Annotated in this window: 13 protein-coding genes; 1 reads left to right on the top strand and 12 read right to left on the bottom strand. The window is 64.0% G+C overall.

The window, feature by feature from the left end; all coding sequences use genetic code 11:
* Positions 1-58 precede the first annotated feature (58 nt).
* From AC1DYO_RS04865 to AC1DYO_RS04880, 4 genes are all read right to left on the bottom strand, one after another.
* Positions 59-943, bottom strand: coding sequence for a transglutaminase family protein (locus tag AC1DYO_RS04865; RefSeq protein ID WP_477260839.1), 885 nt, complete (start codon positions 941-943; stop codon positions 59-61).
* A gap of 66 nt (positions 944-1,009) precedes the next feature.
* Positions 1,010-3,421: a circularly permuted type 2 ATP-grasp protein gene (locus AC1DYO_RS04870; protein ID WP_477260841.1), complete on the bottom strand. Its 2,412-nt coding sequence runs from the start codon at positions 3,419-3,421 to the stop codon at positions 1,010-1,012.
* A gap of 6 nt (positions 3,422-3,427) precedes the next feature.
* Positions 3,428-6,787, bottom strand: coding sequence for a transglutaminase family protein (locus AC1DYO_RS04875; protein ID WP_477260843.1), 3,360 nt, complete (start codon positions 6,785-6,787; stop codon positions 3,428-3,430).
* Positions 6,788-6,911: 124 nt separating this feature from the next.
* Positions 6,912-8,108: an acyl-CoA dehydrogenase gene (locus tag AC1DYO_RS04880; RefSeq protein WP_477260845.1), complete on the bottom strand. Its 1,197-nt coding sequence runs from the start codon at positions 8,106-8,108 to the stop codon at positions 6,912-6,914.
* 159 nt (positions 8,109-8,267) lie between these two features.
* Between AC1DYO_RS04880 and AC1DYO_RS04885 the strand changes: the two genes are divergently transcribed.
* On the top strand, positions 8,268-9,179 hold the full coding sequence (locus AC1DYO_RS04885; RefSeq protein WP_477260847.1) for a LysR family transcriptional regulator: 912 nt from the start codon (positions 8,268-8,270) through the stop codon (positions 9,177-9,179).
* Here AC1DYO_RS04885 and AC1DYO_RS04890 read toward each other — a convergent pair whose 3' ends face one another.
* The 8 genes from AC1DYO_RS04890 to AC1DYO_RS04925 all read right to left on the bottom strand — a co-directional run bounded on the left by AC1DYO_RS04890 (position 9,180) and on the right by AC1DYO_RS04925 (position 19,782).
* Positions 9,180-11,489, bottom strand: a complete 2,310-nt coding sequence (locus AC1DYO_RS04890; protein ID WP_477260849.1) for a Tex family protein — start codon at positions 11,487-11,489, stop codon at positions 9,180-9,182.
* Between the two features lie 116 nt (positions 11,490-11,605).
* The gene (locus AC1DYO_RS04895) at positions 11,606-12,787 is read right to left on the bottom strand and encodes a serine hydrolase domain-containing protein (RefSeq protein WP_477260851.1); all 1,182 of its coding nucleotides are present in this window, start codon (positions 12,785-12,787) and stop codon (positions 11,606-11,608) included.
* Positions 12,788-12,818: 31 nt separating this feature from the next.
* Positions 12,819-14,015, bottom strand: a complete 1,197-nt coding sequence (locus AC1DYO_RS04900) for a serine hydrolase domain-containing protein (RefSeq protein WP_477260852.1) — start codon at positions 14,013-14,015, stop codon at positions 12,819-12,821.
* Positions 14,016-14,077: 62 nt separating this feature from the next.
* Positions 14,078-15,112 carry an ABC transporter substrate-binding protein gene (locus AC1DYO_RS04905; protein ID WP_477260854.1) on the bottom strand — a complete coding sequence of 345 codons (1,035 nt, stop codon included), beginning with the start codon at positions 15,110-15,112 and terminating at the stop codon, positions 14,078-14,080.
* Between the two features lie 23 nt (positions 15,113-15,135).
* Positions 15,136-15,936 carry an ABC transporter permease gene (locus AC1DYO_RS04910; RefSeq protein ID WP_477260856.1) on the bottom strand — a complete coding sequence of 267 codons (801 nt, stop codon included), beginning with the start codon at positions 15,934-15,936 and terminating at the stop codon, positions 15,136-15,138.
* Positions 15,929-16,849: an ABC transporter permease gene (locus AC1DYO_RS04915; protein WP_455858291.1), complete on the bottom strand. Its 921-nt coding sequence runs from the start codon at positions 16,847-16,849 to the stop codon at positions 15,929-15,931. Before AC1DYO_RS04915 ends, AC1DYO_RS04910 begins: the two co-directional genes overlap by 8 nt.
* A 2-nt stretch (positions 16,850-16,851) precedes the next feature.
* Entirely contained in the window at positions 16,852-17,952 is a 1,101-nt protein-coding gene (locus AC1DYO_RS04920) for an ABC transporter ATP-binding protein (RefSeq protein ID WP_477261461.1), read from the bottom strand.
* Between the two features lie 156 nt (positions 17,953-18,108).
* On the bottom strand, positions 18,109-19,782 hold the full coding sequence (locus AC1DYO_RS04925) for an amidohydrolase (protein WP_477260858.1): 1,674 nt from the start codon (positions 19,780-19,782) through the stop codon (positions 18,109-18,111).
* Positions 19,783-19,944 lie beyond the last annotated feature (162 nt).

Here is a 19,944-nt window from a genome sequence, read left to right on the forward strand (position 1 = left end):
TGGCCGCTGGTTCCGTCACGCCATCAGAATCGCATCAGGTCCACAGGCTTCGAGGCCGTCAGGCCTTTTCGAGGGCGACCGGAATGACATCGACCGCCTGGTCGCCGACCTGTCCGCCGGTGGTTTTCAGCACTCCGACGATCGGCGCCACGTCGGAATAATCACGGCCATAGCCAACGGTGATGTGGTCGTTGCTGGCCCGCATGCCGTTGGTCGGGTCGAATTCCTGCCAGCCGGCATCGCGCCCGCACCAAACCTTGACCCAGGCATGCATGGCGTCGGCGCCTTCGAGCCGCGGCTTGCCCTTCGGTGGAATGGTGCGCAGGAAGCCGCTGACATAGCCGGCGGGAATGCCCAGCCCGCGCAGGCCGGCGATCATGATGTGCGAGAAATCCTGGCAGACACCGCGCCTCAGGCGGAAGGCGTCGCTTGCTTTGGTATGCACCGTGGTCGCCTTGCCGTCATAGGTGAAATCGCGATGGATGCGGTTGCAAAAATCCATCACCGTGCCGGTGGCCGAACCGGCAAGGCTCTGCCGCGCATAGGCGGTGATCGCGGCATCGATGCCGACATGATCGCTGGCAGCGAGAAAGTGATGCGGTGCGTCGGGCGCCAGTGACCGCACCGCGCCGAGTTCTTCCCTCAGGCGCTGCAAGTCGGGCGACACGTCGAGCCCGGGCTCCGGGCGCGACACCGATACGCGCGCGCTCATCCTGATGTCGAGCCCGTCATGAACATCGCGAAAGGCGATCGCGGTGACATTGTTGCCGAAGAAATCGGAAAAATCAGTGCGCTCCGACGGGGTCGGCACAAACGAAAGCGAGGCGGCGACCACGCGCTGCACGCCGGCAATGGTCGGCGGCAACACACGCACCTGATGTCGGCTGCCACCGGCCGCGGCGTCATAATCGTAGCTGAGATGAAGCCTGATATCGTACAGCATGCCTACTTTTCTTGTTTTGGCGCAGGCTCTTCTCGCAAAACCGCGCGACACTTTTGCGGAGCCTGCTTAGCCGAAATACGCTTTGGCGAGGCTGTTGTAGAGGTTGCCGATCTCCGTGGCGAGATCGTCCAGCACCTCCGCCGACATCTCCGATGGCTCCATGACGGCGATTGCTGTGTTGAGCTGCAGGATTTCCTTGGCCGCCACCGACATGTGCCCCTCCGGACCAACCGACGGCAACAGGCCGATCTCGGCCTTCAGCCGTTCGAGCTGGAACAGGATCGAGCGCGGGTTGAGGGGATCGAGCGCCAGGAGGTCGATCACCGTTCGGCGCCCGGCCCGCACCGGATACTGCCGGCGGTGGGTCATGACGCTGTCGCCGATCTCCAGCATCATGTCGAGCGAGCCGTCCGGCGCGCCGGAGCGGGTAAGACAGGCAAGCGTGCGGGCGATCTGGATACCACGCTCGATGCGCCGGCCGATTTCGAGGAAACGCCAGCCGGTGAAACGGTACATGTTCTCGTGCAGCAGGCCGGAAAAGCCGGCGAGCTTGCGCAGCATGACCGTCATCGCCCGCGTCGCATCATCGCCCGGCGCGACTGTGGTGGCGAATTGGTGGATTGTCTTCGACAGGTCCTTCAGCGCCAGCCAGCCGTCGGGCGAAAACCGGTCGCGGATCTGCCCGGCGCTGTAGACGGCGCTGTCCAGCGTACCGATCAATGCGGGCGGAATGGCCGATTCGAGGTCGATGCCGAACGGTTCGAGATAATCCCTGACATCGGCGAGCAGCGGCATCTCCGGATCGGACGTCTCGGCCAGCCGCACATGATAGGCGCGCAGGATGCGCACCGTGTCTTCCGAGCGCTCGATGTAGCGGCCGAGCCAGGTCAGGTTTTCCGCGGCACGGCTGGGCAGGCTGCCCGGCATGGTGCGGGCAAAACTGTCATGCTCCTGCGGCAGCAGCGTCTCGCGCTCGACCGGCCGGTCGCTGACCACCCAGACGTCGGCCGCCTGGCCACCGCGCTGCATGGCGATGGCCGTCGGGTCGAGCGACAGGCCGACGCGAGCGAAACCGCCGGGCATTACCGTCCAGCCTTCCGGCGTGCGCGCCAGATAGACGCGCAGGCTCGCCGGCCGCGGCTCCAGCCAGCCGCCGACATAGACCGGCGTCGTCGACAGCGTCACCGCTTCCTGGCCCACGAAACCGCCGCCGTCGCGCTCGATGCGCGCGATCAACGCGGCACGTTCGTCAGCCGTAAGTGCCGAACCGAGCCTGGTCTGGTCGTCGTCTTCGAAGGCAAGCCGCGTCGATAGCGCCGGGCCGACCACCATGCGGTCGAGATTGGCGAGCACATGCCGGCGTTCGCTGTCCTGCCCGCACCACCAGGTGGCAACGCTTGGCAACAAAAGCTCTTCGCCGCGCAATTCGCGCGAAATTTTTGGCAGGAAGGCGAGCAGCGCCCGCGTTTCCATCAGGCCTGAACCCAGCGCATTGACCGCCGAAACGGCGCCGCGGCGGATCGCCTCGACCAGGCCCGGCGTGCCGATCTGCGAGTCTGGTCTGAGTTCCAGCGGATCGGCGAAGGCGGCATCGAGCCGCCGCCACAGCACGCTGATCGGCATCAGCCCGGAAACGGTGCGCACCATCAGCTTGCCACCGGAGACGGTCAGATCCTCGCCCTCGAGCAGCATGATGCCGAGATAGCGGGCGATATAGGCGTGCTCGTAATAGGTCTCGTTGAGCGGCCCCGGCGTCAGTATGGCGACGCGGCCGTCATTCTCCTTGGCCATGCCGATCAGCGCATCGCGAAAGCGGCGAAAGAAACCGGCCAGGCGATGCACATGCATCTCGCCATAGATGTCGGACAGCGCGCGCGTGGTGGCGACGCGGTTTTCCAGCGCAAAGCCGGCGCCCGACGGTGCCTGCGTGCGATCGCCCAGCACCCACCAGCTTCCGTCCGGCCCGCGGCCGAGCTCGAAGGCGCAAAAATGCAGGAAATGGCCGCTGGCCGGTACGGTGCCGGCGACGGGGCGCAGATATTCGGGACTGGCCGCAATCAGGCCGGCCGGCAAGATGCCCTTCTCGATCAGCCGGTTCGGCCCGTAAATATCGGCGACTATCTCCTCGAACAGATCGGCGCGCTGGACGAGGCCGGCGCTGATCTCGGCCCATTCCTTGTCTTCGATCAGCAGCGGAATATGCGCCAGCGGCCATTCGCGCTCATTGGCGCCGGCCTTGTCGTAGACGCGGTAATAGACGCCGGCATCGCGCAGATACTGGTCGGCACGGGCAAACCGCTGGCCGAGTTTTTCCGGGCCAAGCTCTTCCAGCGCCTCAATGAAGGGCGCCCAGGCCGGACGCGGATTGCCTGAAGCATCGACCATCTCGTCGACGACGCCGTCAATCGGCTGGTAGTGCTCCAGCAGACTGTGCCTCAGCGGCTTGCCGCGCAGCTTTTTGTGATTCCCCTTTGCCATCGCTGATCAGAGTCTTGCTGGCCGCCTGAGGTCAAGGGTCATCGGGAAGTCTTCAGAGGCTTCTTCGTTGCGCAGCACATAGGCCGACGGGGTGTGGCCGCGCGGCTCGAAGCGGGCAAGCCGCCGCGCCTCGGCCTCGTTGCCGTTGACCGGGAAGGTATCGTAGCTGCGCCCGCCGGGATGCGCGACATGGTAGACGCAGCCGCCAACCGCCCGACCCGACCAGCGGTCGTAGATGTCGAAGACCAGCGGCGTGTTGACCGGCAGCGCCGGATGCAGGCCCGACGCCGGCTGCCAGGCCTTGAAGCGCACGCCCGCCACCGCGACCTCCCTGTTGTCGGTCACCTTCATCGGCACGACGCGGCGGTTGCAGACGATGGCATGACGTTCCGGGTTGAGACCTTCGGTCCTGACCTGCAGCCGTTCGACCGAGGAATCGACAAAGCGCACGGTGCCGCCAATGGCGCCCTGTTCGCCCATGACGTGCCACGGCTCAAGCGCCTGTCGCAGTTCCAGCTTGATGCCGGCGTGCTGGACTTCGCCACAGAACGGAAAACGGAATTCGAGCTGCGCGTCGAACCATTCCGGACGGAACTCGAAGCCATTGAGCTTGAGGTCGTCGAGCACGTCGAGGAAATCCGCCCAGACATAATGCGGCAGCATGAAACGGTCGTGCAGCGAGGTGCCCCAGCGCACGAAGCGGCCGTCGAGCGGGTTCTTCCACGCGCGGGCGATGATGGCGCGCACCAGCAATTGCTGCGCCAGGCTCATGCGCGCATTGGGCGGCATTTCGAAGCCGCGGAACTCGACCAGGCCGAGCCGGCCGGTCGGACCGTCAGGCGAAAACAGCTTGTCGATGCAGATTTCCGAGCGATGCGTATTTCCCGTGACGTCGGTCAACAGATTGCGGAACAGCCGATCGACCAGCCACGGCAAGGGTGCATTGCCCTGATCAGGGTGCGGCACCTGCGCCATGGCGATTTCGAGTTCGTAGAGCGAGTCATGCCGGGCTTCGTCGAAGCGTGGCGCCTGGCTGGTCGGACCGATGAACAGGCCGGAAAACAGATAGGACAGCGACGGACGCCGCTGCCATTGCAGCACCAGGCTCTTCAAGAGATCGGGCCGGCGCAGGAACGGGCTGTCATTCGGCGTCGCGCCACCGACGACCACATGGTTGCCGCCGCCGGTGCCGGTGTGGCGGCCATCGATCATGAACTTGTCGGCGCCAAGCCGCGTCTGCCGCGCCTCTTCGTAGATCGCCGTCGTCGTCGCCACGCAATCCTGCCAATTGGCAGCCGGATGGATGTTGACCTCGATGACGCCGGGGTCTGGCGCCACGCGGATGACGTTGAGGCGCGGATCGTGCGGCGGGCTATAGCCTTCGATATGCACGGGAAGCCCGATCGCCTTGGCCGCGTTTTCGGCGGCTGCGACCAGTTCGAGATAGTCTTCCAGCGCCTCTACCGGCGGCATGAACACGCAGAGCCGCCCGTCGCGCGGCTCGACCGAAAGTGCTGTGCGCACCGCACCGCCGATCTCGGTGATCTCCTGCTCCACCCGATCCTGCTGACCGGTCGTCGCGGTGAAAGAAATCGCCTGCTGGCGGCGCGCCATTTCGTCGGCGCCCTCCAGCTCGGCCGGAGCGGTAGAGGGCAAGATCGCCTCTCGCGCCGGCAGCGCGCCGCGCGGCAGCGAAGGATCGACCGGCACGATATAGGGGAACTGCGCCGGCGGCACGTAAGGCAGCGTGCCCAGCGGCAGGCGGTAGCCGACCGGTGAATCGCCCGGCACCAGGAACAGCCGGCCGCGCCGCGTCTTCCACTTTTCCGAGCGCCAGCGCGGATCCGAAGCCTGGCTGTTCCAGCGCTGCACCGGCAGCACATAGCCTGACGGCTTGGTCAGCCCGCGCTCGAAAACTTTCGTCATGCGGCTGCGCTCTTCCGGGTCCTCCAGCTTGGAGTTGGACGGGTCGACATTATCCGGCAGCTTGCCTTCCTTGAGCAGCCATTCGGCCGGGTCTTCATAGGCCTCGCTGACCATCGCCTTGTCGATGCCGAGTTCGCCGGCAATCGCCGTCAGCAGGCTTTCGGCCTGCTGCGGTCCGACCTTCGCATCGTTCTTTTCGCGCGCGATCAGCGACGGATCGCTCCACACCGGCTGGCCATCGGTGCGCCAATAGAGCGAGAAGGTCCAGCGCGGCAGGCTCTCGCCCGGATACCATTTGCCCTGGCCGTAGTGGAGAAAGCCGCCCGGCGCGAAGCGCTCGCGCAGTTTTCGGATCAGCGCATCGGCCTTTTCCCGCTTGGTCGGGCCGACGGCGGCGGTGTTCCATTCGGCCGACTCGAAATCGTCGATCGAGACAAAGGTCGGCTCACCGCCCATGGTCAGCCTGACATCACCCGCCTGCAGCGCTGCATCGACCTTGTTGCCCAGCGCATCCAGCGCCTGCCAGCTTTCATCGGAGAACGGCTTGGTGATGCGCGGATGTTCGGCGATGCGGTCGACCCGCATGTCGAAGCCGAACTCGACATTGGCGAAGCTCGCCATGCCGGAAATCGGCGCGGCATTGCGGAAATGCGGCGTTGCCGCCAGCGGCACATGGCTTTCACCGGTGAGCAGCCCCGAAGTCGGGTCGAAGCCGATCCAGCCGGCGCCCGGAAGATAGACCTCGCACCAGGCATGCAGGTCGGTGAAGTCGACGGCGGTTCCGGCCGGGCCGTCGAGCGCCACCAGATCGGGCTTCAACTGGATCAAATAGCCGGAGACGAAGCGCGCGGCGATGCCGAGGTTCCTCAGGATCTGCACCAGCAGCCAGCTCGAATCCCGGCATGAGCCTTTTTTCGCGGCCAGCGTCTCCTCCGGCGAAAACACGCCGGTCTCCATGCGCACGATATAGGCGATCTCGCGCTGCAGCCGCGCATTCAGGTCGACGACGAAATTGACGGTGTTGGTGGCGCTACGGTCGATGGTCTTGAGGAACGCCGCCAGCAGCGGCCCCGCCGGCTCCGGCGTGCGGTAGATGGTAAGATCGTCCCTGATCTCTTCCGGGTACTCGAACGGGAAGGTCTCGGCCGACGGTTCGACGAAGAAATCGAAAGGATTATAGACCGTCATGTCGGCGACAAGGTCGACCTCGATCTTCAGCTCCGTCACCGGCTCCGGGAAGACGAAGCGGGCGAGGAAATTGCCGTAGGGGTCCTGCTGCAGATTAACGAAATGGTTTGCCGGCCCGATCTTCAGCGAATGGCTGAGCACCTTGGTGCGGGAATGCGGCGCCGGCTGCAGCCTGATGACCTGGGGCCCGAGAACCACGGGCCGGTCATATTTGTAATGGGTCAGGTGGTAGACGGCTGCCAGAATTGCCATGGGGCCCCGGAGATCGGCGTTTCAAACGAATTCGCTGAACCCTGACACATCTGCTGGCCAATCTCCAAGCAGAGATGTTGCGGTGCACCTAATTTAAGCAGCAGAAGCCGGCTCAAGGTGTGCCTTAGAAGAATGCCTGGATACCCGTCAGGGCCCTTCCCAAAATCAGCGCATGCACGTCGTGCGTGCCTTCATAGGTGTTGACCGTCTCCAGGTTCTGCGCGTGGCGCATGACGTGATAGCCGATCTGGATGCCGTTGCCGCCATGCATGTCGCGGGCCTGGCGGGCGATGTCGAGCGCCTTGCCGCAATTGTTGCGCTTGACGATCGAAATCATTTCCGGCGCCATCTTGCCTTCGTCCATCAGACGGCCGACCCGCAAGCTACCCTGCAGGCCGAGCGCGATCTCGGTCTGCATGTCGGCGAGCTTTTTCTGGAACAGCTGCGTGCCGGCGAGCGGCTTGCCGAACTGCTTGCGGTCGAGGCCGTATTGCCGGGCCCGGTGCCAGCAATCCTCGGCCGCGCCCATCGCGCCCCAGGAAATGCCGTAGCGAGCGCGGTTTAGGCAGCCGAACGGGCCACCGAGGCCCTTGGCGTTAGGCAGCAGCGCGTCTTCGCCGACCTCGACGCCTTCCATCACCACCTCACCGGTGATCGACGCGCGTAGCGACAGCTTGCCGCCGATCTTCGGCGCCGACAGCCCCTTCATGCCCTTTTCCAGCACAAAGCCGCGGATCTCGTCCTTGCTGTTCTCGCCCTTCAACTTCGCCCAGACGACGAACACATCGGCGATCGGCGCGTTGGAGATCCACATTTTCGAGCCGGAGATCTTGTACCCGTCCGCCGTCTTCTCGGCCCGCGTCTTCATGCCTCCGGGATCGGAGCCGGCATCCGGCTCGGTCAGGCCGAAGCAGCCGATCCATTCGCCCGAGGCCAGCTTCGGCAGGTATTTCTTGCGCTGCTCCTCCGAGCCATAGGCATGGATCGGATACATCACCAGCGACGACTGCACTGACATCATCGAGCGATAGCCGGAATCAACGCGCTCGACCTCGCGCGCCACCAGCCCGTAGGTGACGTAGTTGGCGCCGAGGCCGCCATATTCTTCAGGGATGGTGATGCCGAGCAGGCCCGCCTCGCCCATCTCGCGAAAAATGCCGGCATCGGTCTTTTCCTCGAGATAGGCCTCCTCGATGCGCGGCGCGAGCTTGTCGGCGGCAAAGGCGGCGGCGCCATCGCGCACCATGCGCTCGTCCTCGGAGAGCTGGTTCTCGATCAGGAAAGGGTCTTCCCAGACGAACGCGTTCTTGTCGGCGGCCATGGCTCGGTCTCTCCCAAATGCATGTCGCCCAAAGTGTTCAGCGGTTTTGGGACAACGACATGCACAAACAAAAAATATTGGATGCCGGGCTTATCCGCCTCCGCCCCGAAAAAATCAAACGAAATTGCATCACCGATCAATGAGCTGTAGTAATGGATCATGAACGTCCAGCGCCGTCTTTTGCCAAGCACCAGCGCCCTTGCCGCCTTCGAGGCGGTGGCCCGTCTCGGCTCTTTCACCGCCGCTGCGCAGGAACTCGATCTGACCCAGGGCGCCATCAGCCGGCAGATAGGACTGCTGGAAGAGCAGTTCGGCCGCCGGCTGTTCGAGCGCGACAGCCGCAATGTCCGGCTGTCGACAGCGGGCGAAATCTACGCCGAGGCGGTGCACGCCGCACTTGGCCAGTTGCGCGACGCGGCACTCGGATTGATGAGCAATCGGCATAGTGGCGTGCTGAACCTTGCCATACTGCCGACCTTCGGTACGCGCTGGCTGATGCCGCTGATCCCGGATTTCGTCGCCAACAACCCCGACGTTACCATCAACTTCGTCACCCGCATCGGCCGCTTCGATTTCGCCCGCGAGCGGCTCGACGCCGCCATCCACCACGGCCTGCCCGACTGGCCGGACGCCGACTCCACGCTTCTGATGCGCGAAACCGTGATACCGGTGGTTTCCCCCGAGTTCCTCGCCAGCCGCGCCATCGCCAAGGCGACCGATATCAGCCGCCTCCCGTTGCTGCACATGGCGACCCGCCCCGGCGCCTGGAGCGAATGGTTCGAACAGCAAGGTCTCAGTGCGCCGACCGGGCCCGGCATGCAGTTCGAACAATTCGGCACCGTCGCCCAGGCCTGCATGGCGGGGCTTGGCGTCGCGCTCCTGCCGCAGATTCTAATTGCGGGCGAATTGCAGCGCGGTCAGCTTGTGCCGACGCCCGGCCAGCCGATGCAAAGCCGCAGCGCCTACTATCTCGTCGTGCCGAACGACAAGCGCGGCCACCCGCCAGTCGCCAGTTTTCGCGACTGGCTGCTGGGCCAGGTTGAGAAGGAGCCGGCTGTTCTGGCGTGGTAGCTACTTCCGCTTCAGCGCGTCCGCCAGCGCAGCGCCAAACGCGCCCTGCGACGGCCGTTCCGGCTGGCGCTGTGGCGCCGGCGCACGTGGCGCTGGCCTGCCGTCGCGCGGACCTTTCGAGGCACCGCCCTCGCCGCCATCCTTGCGCATCGACAGCGCGATGCGCTTGCGCTTAATGTCGACATCGACGACCCGCACCTTCACGACATCGCCGGCCTTGACCACCTCATGCGCGTCCTTGATGAAGCGATCGGCCAGTTGCGAGACATGCACCAGCCCGTCCTGGTGCACGCCGATATCGACGAAGGCGCCGAAGGCGGCGACATTGGTCACCGTGCCTTCAAGCAGCATGCCAGGCTTCAGATCCTTGATGTCGTCGACGCCGTCGGCGAAGGTCGCGGTCTTGAAGCCGGGCCGAGGGTCGCGGCCGGGCTTTTCCAGCTCGGCAATGATATCGCGCACCGTCGGCAGGCCGAAACGTTCGTCGACGAAGACGCGGGGGTCGAGTGCCTTGAGCGCGGCGCTGTCGCCCATCAGCGCGCGCACATCGCGGCCGCAGGCGGCGACGATCTTCTTGGCCACGCCATAGGCTTCCGGATGCACCGACGAGGCATCGAGCGGCTCGCTGCCATTGGCGATGCGCAGGAAGCCGGCGGATTGTTCGAACGCACGCGGCCCGAGTCGCGCCACTTTGAGCAGCTCCTTGCGGCTGGCGAACGGCCCGGTCGCATCGCGATGCGCGACGATGGCGTCGGCCAGCGATGCGCCAAGGCCGGACACGCGGGCCAAAAGCGGCGCCGAGGCGGTGTTGAGATCGACGCCGACGGCGTTGACCGCGTCCTCGACCACCGCCTCCAGTGAGCGGCCCAGCCGGTACTGGTCGACATCGTGCTGGTATTGGCCGACGCCGATCGACTTCGGCTCGATCTTGACCAGCTCGGCCAGCGGATCCTGCAGGCGCCTGGCGATCGACACCGCACCGCGCAGCGACACATCGAGGCCGGGAAACTCAGCAGCCGCCGTCGCCGAGGCCGAATAGACCGAAGCGCCGGCTTCGCTGACGATCACCTTGAGCGGCTTCGGCCCACCATCCGAAGGTAGGTCGGACAGCATGTCGGCGACCAGCTTTTCAGTCTCGCGGCTGCCGGTGCCGTTGCCGATCGAGATCAGCTCGACCTTGTGCAGGCGGATGAGCCTGGCGAGTTCCGCCTGCGTGCCGCGCACATCGTTTTTCGGCGGAAACGGATAGACTGTCGTCGTTGTCAGCACCTTGCCGGTGCCGTCGACCACCGCGACCTTGACGCCGGTGCGGATGCCGGGATCGAGCCCCATCGTGGCGCGCGATCCGGCAGGGGCCGCCAGCAGCAAATCCTTGAGATTGCGGGCAAAGACGTGGATTGCCTCTTCCTCCGCCCGCTCACGCAGGTCGCGCATCAGATCGAGCGTCAGATGCAGCGACAGTTTTATCCGCCAGGTCCAGCCGGCAACGTCCATCAGCCAGCGATCGCCCGGCAGGCTGGCGCCGATGGCATAGGCATTGGCGATCATCCGCTCGACCGGCTTCACCGGCGAGGCATCGTCGGCATCGACCTCGATGTCGAGCGACAGCACCTCTTCGTTGCGGCCGCGCAGCATGGCCAGCGCACGGTGGCTGGGCACATTCGCCCAGCGCTCGACATGGTCGAAATAGTCGGAGAATTTGGCGCCCGCCTCCTGCTTGCCGTCGACCACACGGGCGCGCATGAAGGCGCGTTCCTTCATGTAGCTGCGCAGCTTGCCGACCAGATCGGCATTTTCCGCAAACTGCTCCGACAGGATGTCGCGCGCGCCCTCCAAAGCGGCCTTGGCGTCCGCCACTTCCTCAGTCACAAAGGCCAGCGCGGCCTCGGCAGGCACCAGCGAGCGGTTGGCAAGGATCGCCTCTGCCAGCGGACCAAGCCCGCGCTCCCGGGCGATCTCGGCCTTGGTGCGGCGCTTCGGCTTGTAGGGCAGATAGATGTCTTCCAGCTCCGCCTTGGTGACGGCGGCGACGATCTTGGCTTCAAGCTCCTCGGTCAGTTTGCCCTGGTCGCGGATCGAGCCAAGGATGGTGTCGCGGCGCGCGTCGAGCTCGCGCAGATAGGCCAGCCGCTCGGCAAGGTCGCGCAATTGCGTGTCGTCGAGCCCGCCGGTGACCTCCTTGCGGTAGCGCGCCACGAACGGCACCGTCGCACCTTCGTCGAGCAGGCCGATAGCTGCCGCAGCCTGCTCGGGCCGCGCGCCGATTTCGGCCGCGATGATGGCTGCGATGCGCTTGATGTCGGATGCCATGTCGTTCCTGCTCTCTTCAAAAAGAGCGGCGACCATAGGCGCTGACATGCAGTCCGCCAACCGCAGCGTTCTCAACCGTCAAAGAGGTCCACAGGAAAGCGCCGTGCTTTCGCCGGTCAGACCATCCGGCTAAGCGCTTCAAAGTAGGCAACGATCTCGCCTTCCAGCGCATGGTCCTCAGGCACCGGCTGCGATCCCATTTTTGCAATCACCACCTCGTTCCTTGGATCGACATAGAGCCACTGGCCATGGATGCCGATGCCGCAGAAGGCGCCGTTTTCGTGACCCGTCTGGTACCATTTGTTGCGGTAACGGCCCTTCGGGAACAACGACACCATTGTGCCGCGCTGCCAGGCCTCCGCGCTGCCGCCGGCAACGACCGTGTCGCGCACCCAGGCCTCCGGTACGATGCGGCGGCCATTGGCAGTGCCGCCCTGCCGCATCATCTCGCCGATACGTGCGAGATCACGCGGTGTCACCGAAATGCCGCCGGCGGTGCGCGCCGTGCCTTCCATGTCGACGCCGATCGATGCCTCGCTGACAGCGCCGAGCGGCAGCCACAGTTTTTCGCGCATCAGGTCGGGGATGCGCTGGCCGGCAGCGCGCTCCAGCAACAGGCCGAGCAGATCGGAATTGGGCGAGCGATAGCGGAAGGTTTCGCCATGCGGGTCGGCGAGCCGCTGCAGGGTCAGAATGAATTCGCGCAGGCTTTCCGTGCCGCCGCCCGGATTCCACAGCGTGGCGCGACGGTAGCGGGCAAAGGCGCTTTCCGGATCGAGATAGGCCTCCTCGAAATCGAGGCTGACGCTCATGTCGAGCACATGCCGGCAGCTCGCATCGCCATAGGCCGAGCCGGCGGCTTCCGGGATGTACTGCGTCACAGGCGCTTCCGGATCGAACACGCCCTCGCCTTCCAGTATGCCGGCGATGATGGCGGTGACCGACTTGCTGATCGAGAAGATGATGTGACGAGCGCCGAAATCCATACGCGGCGCGAACCAGTCGCCGACGATCTTGCCGCCTTTCATCACCGTCAGTGCGTCGCTGCTCGAACGCACCAGGAATTCGGCCACCGTCTCCGGCGCGCCGGCGACGGACACCTTTTCGCCGAGCAGGCCGCTCATGTCCCGCGCCGGCGCCTCGACGCTTCCCGGCGTCGCTGCCACGGGGGCGGTCGGCACCAGCTCGCCAAGGTTCTGGAATGACCAGCGGTTGAACGGGCTTTCGCGCCAGTTGGAAAGCAGCACCTCGTTGCGGCGAAAGCCGTAGCGGGTCTCGAACGCGGTCTTGCCGGTCATGAACGTTCCTCAAAGCATGGTTTGTTTGGGATCAGCCAAGCGCCTTGGCTATGGCATGCACCGCCTTCAGCGTCGCCACGGAATAGGCGACATTGCTGAAATCCGGGTAGGTCGAGAGCTTGACCACGACCATGTTGGTTTCCCAGTCGATATGGATCATTTGCCCGAACACGCCTCGGCATATCAGAGCGCGTGAGCGCGGGTTCTCGATCCAGAACTGGTTGCGGTAGCTGCCTTCCGGCAGGCTCGGATTGAAGTCCAGCCCATGCTTGCCGTTGCGCGTCGCCTCGATCCAGTCGGCGGGCACGATGCCGCGGCCATTGTCGAGGATCAGCTGGCCGAAGCGGGCATAGTCACGCAGCGTCGCGTTGAAACCGCCATCGGCCAGCGCATAGCCGGCGCTGTCGACGGTGAAGCAGGCGCTCTCGTCGGCGCCGAGCTTCTGCCACAGCTCCTCGGACACCAGTTGAGCCAGCCGCTTGCCGGTCACCCGCTCCATGATGAAGGCAAGCACGTCGGTCTCGATCGAGCGGTATTCGAATTCAGCACCATGCGGCCGCACCTTGTCCTTCAGCCGCAGGATCAGTTCGAACAGATGCGACGGCCATTGGAAATCCGGATCGCTGTCCGGCGGCACCGGCTTCCAGCCGGTGGCGACATCGACCTGGCCGATATCGGAATAGCGATCGGTGTACTCCTCGGAAAAGCGCACGCCGGTGGTCATATCCAGCACATGCTGCACGCTGGCGCCGGCCCAGCCGGTCTCGCCGAGTTCCGGCAAATAGGCGGTCACCGGTTTGGCAGGATCGATCAGGCCGCGCCCGACCAGAATACCGAACACAGTGCCGGTTACCGACTTCGCCATCGATTGCGACAGATGCAGCGTGCGCTCGTCCATGCCATTGAAATAGCGCTCATAGGCGACCTTGCCGTCCTTGAGCACCAGGAAACCGTCGGCATAGGTTTCGTCGAGCAGACCGGCGAGCGTCGTCGGGCGGCCCTCGCTATCCTCCACCGGCAGCGCATCGAGGTCGGTCTCGGCGCGTTCGAGACGATGGCGATGGCCATTGCCGCGCCAGACCTCGATGGTCGGCAGGAATTCGCGGATGTGCTGGAAGGCCCAGCGGTTCCAGGGCGGCCGGTCCCAATCGAGCTTCGGCAACGCCATTTGCGGCGGCGAGCCTTGCATGATCGGCGGCCGCGGATCGGAATTGCGGTAAGAGTCCATGATGCCATTCCGGAAAAGAAAAGACCCSGCGGCGTAGGCCGCCGGGTCCCCTCGCGAAGCGATTACTTCTGCAGTTCGGTCCAGATCTTGGTGTAGATGTCCTGGATCTCAGGCGCACACATCGTCTGGAATTCGCCCTGTGCCTTCGCAGCCTCCGGAATGACGACTTCCGGGGCATCCTTCATGTCGGCCGGCATGTACTTGTCCGAGCCGGTGATGGCGTTGGCGTAGCGATGGAAGGCCGAGAGGCCCGCCGCGTTTTCCGGATCCATGATGAAGTTCTGGAACAGCTTGGCGTTCTCGACGTTCTTGGCCTCCTTCAGAACGACGACGTTGTCGCTCCACAGGCCATAGCCTTCCTTCGGATAGTTATAGTGGATGGCCGGATTGGCCAGCCGCTGGCGCAGCGCCGAACCATTCCAGTCGCTGGTCGCCTTGAAGTCGCCGGCGCCCATCTTCTCGATGGTGTTGTATTCCATGGCGATCCAGTTCGGCTTGGCCGCGACGAGCGTATCGCGCACCTTCTTCAGCACCGCCTTGTCGTCGGTGCACTGCTGGCCGCCGACATATTTGATCGCCGCGAAGATAACGTCATTCATCTCGGGAACGACATTGACCTTGCCCTTCAACTCGTCCGGCGTGTTGAAGATGATGCCCCACGAGTCGGCCGGTCCCTTGTAGGCGTCGGTGTTGACGACGACGCCGACAGTGCCCAGCGCCCACGGCACCGAATATTTGCGGCCGGGGTCGAAATCGGGATTGGCCCATTCCGGCGCGACGTTCTTGAAGTTCTCCATCTTGCCCGGGTCGGTCTCGAGCACGAGGCCTTCCTTGATCCAGATCGGCACGTAGGTCTGCGACGGCACGGCAATGTCGAAACCGGTGCCGCCCTGGCGCACCTTGGCCAGGGCCGTGTCGTTGGAATCATAGTCGGTGATGGTCACCTTGATGTTGTATTTGGCTTCGAACTTCTTGATCACGTCGGGGCTGGTGTAGTTGCCCCAATTATAGATATTCAGCTCGCCATCGGCCCGGGCCAGGCCCGTCGTTGCGAGCAGCGCCAACCCCATGGCGGCTGTCGTTGTTTTCCAGTTCATGGTTTTAACTCCCATTTGTAGGTTCAGTCTCGTTTCCTGCTGACAAAGAAAAACAACGTGACGATCGCGACCGAAAGCAGCAGGAAGGCGGTCGATATCGCGTTGATCTCGGGTGTGATGCCGCGGCGGATCTGGCCGAGCATGTAGGTGGGCAGCGTGTCCTGGCCACCGGATTTGACGAACTCGGTGATGACGACGTCGTCGAGCGAGATGACGAAGGCCAGCATCAGTCCGGCAAGTATGCCGGGCCACAAAAGCGGCAGCGTGATGCGCCGGAAAGTCTTCCACGGCGTCGCGTAGAGATCGGCCGCGGCACGTTCCAGCGTCAGGTCCATGTTTTCCAGCCGCGCCCGGATCGGCAAATAGGCAAACGGAATGCAGAACGCCGTGTGCGCCGCAATCAGGTAACCGAGGCCGGAATAGCCGGTGAAGATCTTGATGCGCGAGAAGAAGATCAGCAGCGCCACGCCGGTGACGATCTCGGGCACCATCAAGGGCTGGTTGATGGCCGCATATTTGAAGGTCAGACCCGGATAGGATGCGGTTCGCGTGGTGGCAAGCGCGGCCATGGTGGCAAAGATCGTCGACAGCACCGCCGCGACGGCGCCGATCTGGAACGAGCGCAGCGTCGCGTCGATGACCTGCACGTTCTGCCACGCCGACTGGAACCAGCGCATCGAAAAGCCGCCCCATTCGGACGTCGAGTTCGCCGCGTTGAAGGCGTAGGCGACCAGCACGATGATGGGCAGATAGAGCACGATGAAACAGGTGGCGGCGATCGCCGTGAAGCCGGTCTGGTGCTTGATGGAAAAGTTCTTAGCCATGCCGCACCCCCGACTTGCCGGCATTGCGCACATAGGCAAGCAGCGCCACCATGACGATGATCATCACCGTGATCGACAGCGCCGAGCCGAGCGGCCAGTTGCGGCCCTGCCCGAACTGCAATTCGATCAGATTGGACAGCATCATGTTCTTGCCGCCACCAAGCACGCTGGGCGTCACATAGGCGCCAAGGGCGGGAATGAAGACCAGGATGGAGCCGGCAATGACACCGGGTTTGACCAGCGGGAAAATGATCTTCCGCAGCACCTTGAAGCGTGTCGCGTAGAGGTCGTAGCCCGCCTCGACCAGCCGGAAATCGAGCTTCTCCATGCTGGCGTAGATCGGCAGCACCATCAGCGGCAGGTAGACATAGGCCATACCGATCAGGATCGCGGTGTCGGTGTAGAGGATCTGCACCGGCGCCGAGACGATGCCGAGCTTGAGCAGGATGGTGTTGATGATGCCTTCGTTGCGGATGATCTGCAGCACGGCGAAGGTGCGGATCAGAAGGTTGGTCCAGAACGGAATGGTGATCAGGAACAGCCAGAGATCCCTCGTCTTCTCACTGCGCGTCGCCATGAAATAGGCGGTGGGAAACCCGAGCGCCAAAGTGGCGATCGTCGTCACCACTGCGAGCTTGATCGAGCGCCAGAAAATAGTGACATGCGCCGCCGCAAGCGAAAGCGTATCGTCGAAAATGTCGCGTTCCATGAACACCGACAGCCAGGCGTCGGGCGAAAACTGCCACTTCACATCGCCATAGGAGCCGGGCGTCAGGAACGAGTAGATCAGCACGATCAGCAAGGGGCCGGTCGCGGCGAGGAAAATCACCAGCAAAGCTGGCGCTGACAGCAGCCAGCGGTCGCGCACATCACGCCGCTCCGCTGCCTTGGCGACTTCTTCCGCGGTCGCCATGATCAGTCCTTCAGCACTTGCGCGGCGTCGCTGCCGATCATTATGCCGACCTGGCCGCCCTGCACGATGCCGTCACCAGCGCCGCGGCTGTTCTGGCGCCGCACAATGAACGGTTCGCCACCGGCAAGGCGCAGATGGAAGTGCGTGTCGGTGCCGAGATAGACGATGTTCTCGACAGTGCCAGACAGCGAGGCGCTTGGGCTGGCCGCGCCCAGCTGCGCATGTTCGGGGCGCACGACAATGGTGACCTTGCCGCTGGGGCTGAATCTTTCCGGCAGCGAGGCCGGGATTTCCACGCCCGAGGACAACTTCACTGTCGCCCGGCCACCAGTCGCGCTAACCACATCCGCCTTGAGGAAGTTGGACTCGCCGATGAAGTCGGCGACGAAACGCTCGGCCGGCCGGTCGTAGATGTCGCGAGGCGAGCCGACCTGCAGGATCTTGCCCGACGACATCACCGCGATGCGGTCCGACATGGTCAGCGCTTCTTCCTGGTCGTGGGTGACGAAGATGAAGGTGATGCCGGTCTCGTGCTGCAGCCGCTTCAGTTCGATCTGCATTTCCTTGCGCAGCTTGTAGTCGAGCGCCGACAGCGGTTCGTCGAGCAACAGCACCTTGGGCTGTGGCGCCAGTGCGCGGGCGAGTGCCACGCGCTGCTGCTGGCCACCGGAGATCTGGCTGGTGCGGCGACCCGCCAGCGCCTCCATCTTCACCAGCTTCAGCATCGCGTCGACGCGCGCCTTGATCTCGGCCTTCGGCTTGCCCAGCATTTCGAGGCCAAAGCCGATATTGTCGGCGACGGTCATGTGCGGGAACAGCGCATAGGACTGGAACACGGTGTTGACCGGCCGCTTGAATGGCGGCAGTGGCGCGATATCTTGGCCGTAGAGCAGGATTTCGCCGGCGGTTGGAAAGTCGAAGCCGGCAATCAGCCGCAGCAAGGTGGTCTTGCCGCAGCCGGATGGTCCCAGCAGGGTGAAGAACTCGTTCTCGCGGATGGATACTGAGACCGTGTCGAGGGCCGCGACCTGCCCTTCCCCTGATCCGAAAATTTTACTGACGTTTACGACTTCAATTGCATTCCGATCCGGTTTTTCCGGCACGATACGCCTCACTGTTGACCCCGCTCTTGTCGGCGGAGTTTTTCCCCTGTTCGATGTGACCACACGGCCGGTAGGTTGGCAAGTCCGGCATTGAATCACAGTTCAGTCAGTCAATTCGTCTTGCAAACCGCATGCTTCGCAAGCCGCATGCCATTCTCAGGCCAGGTAGGTGACCTTGCCACCGCAGACCGTCGTCACCGGGCGAACCTTGTGCAGATCGGCCGGCGCCGTCTTCTCGATATCCGCCGACAAAACCACCAGATCCGCCATATAGCCCGGTTTCAGCACACCTTTGCGATCCTCGGCGAATTCGGCATAGGCGCCCTCGACCGTGTAGGCGGCAAGCGCCTCCTGCAGCGAGAAACTCTGGTCGGGATCGCTTTCTGCCCATGGTTTGCGCAGCAATGCCGCCTGAATGCCCAGGATCGGGTCGATCGGCGACACCGGCCAGTCCGACGCGAACACGACATGGGCGCCGGCACTTTTCAAGGTGCGCCAGGCATAGCTCAGCGGCCAGCGAGCCGGCCCGATGCGCGACACGGTCGGCTCCAGCGGAAAATCCATGGCGCCGGGCGGATGCGGCGGCTGCATCGAGGCGATGACGCCGAGTTCGGCGAAACGCGGCACATCAGCGGCGGTGGTGACCTCGATATGCTCGACCCTGTGCCGGCTGTCGCGCTTGCCATTGGCCTTCTGCGCCGCCTGGTAGCCATCAAGCACCGCGCGCACCGCGCCATCGCCGATCGAGTGCACGGCGATCTGCAACCCGCGTTTGTCGATGGCCACGGCGAGATCGATGAACTGCCGCGGCGTGAACAGCGGCTCGCCGACCCAGTCGGGGCGGTCGGCATAGGGATCGACCATGACCGCCGTCCAGGAATCGAGCACGCCGTCATAGAACACCTTGACCATGCCCGATGACAGCCACTCGCTGTCATAGCGCTTTGCCATGACAGACGCCTTGTCGAGCATGTCGAGCGTCATGAAATTCTTGTAGTGGAACGGGATCTTGACGCGGCAGGGCAAGCCTTCCTCGGCCTCGATCTCGGAAAGCAGTTCGAGCTGGTAGAGATTGCCGTCCATGTTCTGGATCGAGGTGATGCCGTGGCGGGCGCACCATGCAAGCCCGCGCCGCATGATGTCGCGGTCGGCGGCCCGCTCGGCCSCCSACGGCATCGGGTCGGGCTCGCCGCCGGTCGACAGCCCAAGCCGCACGCGGCTTTCGCCGGCAAGGTCGAGCACCGGACCGAAGGCCTCGCCCTCGCGCAATTCGCCGGCGGCCAGGCCGTCCTCTCCCATGACGATCTCATTGCCCGGACCAAGCGTGCGGCCTTGCAGAATGCCGGCCATCTCCAACGCCTTGGTGTTGGCCCACATCGTATGATGGTCCGGCGCAGCCATGCAGAAGGGGCGATCCGGCAGGATGGCGTCGAGATGATGGCGCGTCACCCGCTCGTCGCCGAGCACGGTGTAGTCGACGCCTTGCCCGACCAGCATTTTCGCCTCCGGCCGCGTCGTTGCATAATCGCGGATCGCCTTTTGCAGCGCCTCGAAGCCATGGATACCGCCAAGCTGAAGATGCGCGAGCTCGGCCCCTCCCGAGAACAGATGCATGTGGGCTTCGATGAAGCCCGGGATCACCGAACCGCCCTTGGCGTCGATCACCCTAGTGGCCGGTCCCTTGAGCTCTTCGATGGCGGCGCGGCTACCGATGGCGATGATGGCGCCATCCCTAACGGCAATGGCCTCGGCGGCGGGATTGTCATCGTCCATGGTCTGCACGCGACCATTGATGACGATCAGACCAGCACCCGCACCCGTGACAGACATCGCGACTCCGCGCTTTTGACGACTGACTGAGACCGGCAACCCTCTTGTCCGACAACCTTCCACTCCGCTGGAGCGGCGCTATCGGACGAAAACTGATGCCAGTGCGCTGTTTTGAAATTCCCCTTGTGATCTCCAAAAACAGCGTGGATAAAAGAATGCGAC

The sequence above is a fragment of the Mesorhizobium sp. P2_F5 genome (assembly GCF_056403715.1).

Coding starts and splice junctions, on each gene's coding strand:
- AC1DYO_RS04865 (WP_477260839.1), bottom strand. CDS start 943: ATGCTGTACGATATCAGGCTTCATCTCAGCTACGATTATGACGCCGCG.
- AC1DYO_RS04870 (WP_477260841.1), bottom strand. CDS start 3,421: ATGGCAAAGGGGAATCACAAAAAGCTGCGCGGCAAGCCGCTGAGGCAC.
- AC1DYO_RS04875 (WP_477260843.1), bottom strand. CDS start 6,787: ATGGCAATTCTGGCAGCCGTCTACCACCTGACCCATTACAAATATGAC.
- AC1DYO_RS04880 (WP_477260845.1), bottom strand. CDS start 8,108: ATGGCCGCCGACAAGAACGCGTTCGTCTGGGAAGACCCTTTCCTGATC.
- AC1DYO_RS04885 (WP_477260847.1), top strand. CDS start 8,268: ATGAACGTCCAGCGCCGTCTTTTGCCAAGCACCAGCGCCCTTGCCGCC.
- AC1DYO_RS04890 (WP_477260849.1), bottom strand. CDS start 11,489: ATGGCATCCGACATCAAGCGCATCGCAGCCATCATCGCGGCCGAAATC.
- AC1DYO_RS04895 (WP_477260851.1), bottom strand. CDS start 12,787: ATGACCGGCAAGACCGCGTTCGAGACCCGCTACGGCTTTCGCCGCAAC.
- AC1DYO_RS04900 (WP_477260852.1), bottom strand. CDS start 14,015: ATGGACTCTTACCGCAATTCCGATCCGCGGCCGCCGATCATGCAAGGC.
- AC1DYO_RS04905 (WP_477260854.1), bottom strand. CDS start 15,112: ATGAACTGGAAAACAACGACAGCCGCCATGGGGTTGGCGCTGCTCGCA.
- AC1DYO_RS04910 (WP_477260856.1), bottom strand. CDS start 15,936: ATGGCTAAGAACTTTTCCATCAAGCACCAGACCGGCTTCACGGCGATC.
- AC1DYO_RS04915 (WP_455858291.1), bottom strand. CDS start 16,849: ATGGCGACCGCGGAAGAAGTCGCCAAGGCAGCGGAGCGGCGTGATGTG.